Source organism: Streptomyces sp. NPDC005899, assembly GCF_040629645.1.
Lineage (GTDB): Bacteria > Actinomycetota > Actinomycetes > Streptomycetales > Streptomycetaceae > Streptomyces.
In genome coordinates this window covers 1-1,926 of sequence record NZ_JBEXWB010000623.1, presented here as the reverse complement: position 1 = coordinate 1,926, position 1,926 = coordinate 1, and the positions used below count along the sequence as shown (strand labels likewise).

General features: G+C 76.9%; 1 pseudogene. It reads left to right on the top strand.

Going from position 1 to position 1,926, the window contains the following annotated elements:
* Positions 1-1,926 (top strand): annotated as a pseudogene (locus tag ABZ371_RS32120) (hypothetical protein); the annotation flags it as partial.

Here is a 1,926-nt window from a genome sequence, read left to right as displayed (position 1 = left end):
GGCCACCCGGGTCGCGACGGCCGGCGCCCCGGTCCCGCCCGCCACGGACGACGTGCCGCCCGTGGCGCGGCGGGACGAGCCTTCCGCCCCGCCGCCGTCCGCCGGTGACCAGCCGGCTCCGGCGGACCTCCCGGGCCTGCCGGGCGACGAGGAGGCGTACCAGCTGAACACGCTCTCCGGCCGGCCGGGCCCCTCGCGGCCCACTGCCCAGGCGCCGGCACCCTCCCGGTCCACCGGCGACTCCGACGCCTCGGACGACTCCGACACGTCCGACGACGAGGCCGAGCGCCCCGTATGGGCCGAACCGGCCTGGCTGGACACACTGTTCGGCCCCCGGCGCGACCCGCTGCAGGACGCCCGGCTCCAGGAGACCTCCGAAGCGCTGTACGACCTCGTCCGGGCGGAGGCCGACGCGCACCCGGCGTCGCGGACGCTGCGCGGTGGTCTGGTCCACGTCACCCGGCAGGTCCTGCACATGGGAAGCGGGAGCAGGCCGGGTCCGGCGGACTTCCTGCTGCTCGGCTCCCTGGCACTCGACGCCTCCTCGGACGACCTCACGAGCGCCGACCACCTCGCCCTGTACTTCGTCGAGCGGCAGATCGAGACCGGACGGGGCGCCCTGGACGACGGCACGCTGCTCCGCGACGCCGACGGCGACGCCGTCGGGCGCGACTTCACCGGTCAGGGGCTGCCCGCGCCCGAGCTCGGTTCCTACGCGGTGCGCGGCCGGGGCCGGGTCGTCCCGCGGCCCGCTCCCTGGCACAACCCGTACCTCGTCGTGGCCAGGGGGGTGGGGCGTGCCGTCGAGGTCGCCGCACCGGGGCGGACGTTCCGGGTGGACAGCCCGGAGGAGCTGGCCATGCTCATCTCGTACGACTCCAGGCGCCCCCGCGGCGCGGACATCGTCCTGGTGCTCCCACCGGGGTACGCCGCGGCCGTCGCGTCCCTGGTGGCCGGGACGACGGGCCGCCGCGTGTGGTACCCCGAGGCGCCGGCCGACGTCGCCACACACCCGACGGCCGGGACCCGCCACCTCATGCTCGAGCTCGGCGACGGTGCCACCGGCGCGGGCTGGACCTCGGCCGACCCGGCGACGGACGGCGGGCTGCCCGGAGCCCGTGACCTCGGCAGCGGGAGCGTCACGCCCGACCGGGACAGCGAGGACGACGCGTCCAGCAGCGACGGCGACGCCGAATTCGACCGCCTGGCCGACCGGGCCGTCCTGGAACGCCAGATCGAAGGGCGCCGGCCCCGCCCGCTGACGACGCGCGAGTACGGGGTCATCGACAAGCGGGGGACAGGCGTCCTGTTCACCCAGCCGCTCCCGCGGTCCGTCGGGGAGGTCCGGGCGGAGGACGGGCCCGACTCCGACGCGCTGGTCCTGCCGCGCCAGGGCCACGCGGACGTCCTCATGGCCGACCGGCCGCCGCTGCACATCTCCGAGGACCGCACGCTGGCGATCCTCGCGCCGGACGACGGCACGACGGGACGCAGCCGGCAGGTGTACGCCACGCGCGCGGCGATCGAGCGCTCGTCGGCGCGGCTGACCGCCGCCGGGGCGGGTGTCCGGCTCAGGGCGGACGAGTCGACGGGCGTGCTGCTGCCGAAGGAGGACGGTTCGTACGGGGACCCGTTGTTCCGGGTGGAGCCGGAATTCCTGACGGCCTCCGGGGGCCCGGAGCACGCCTTCACGCGGGACTTCGCCCGGATGGTGGCCGGCGAGGCGGACGCACCCCTGTCCCACATCGCCTTCCGGGACCCCGCCGGCGGCGTCGTCTCGACGGCACCGGTGAACGGGCTGCACGGCCGGGAGGTCACCGGCACCCACCACCTGGCACAGGCGCTGGTCGAGGTCGCCGAGGGCACGCGCCCCGCCACCGCGGTCAACCCCCGCTGGGCCGCCCGGCAGGCCGGCCGGGACGGCCG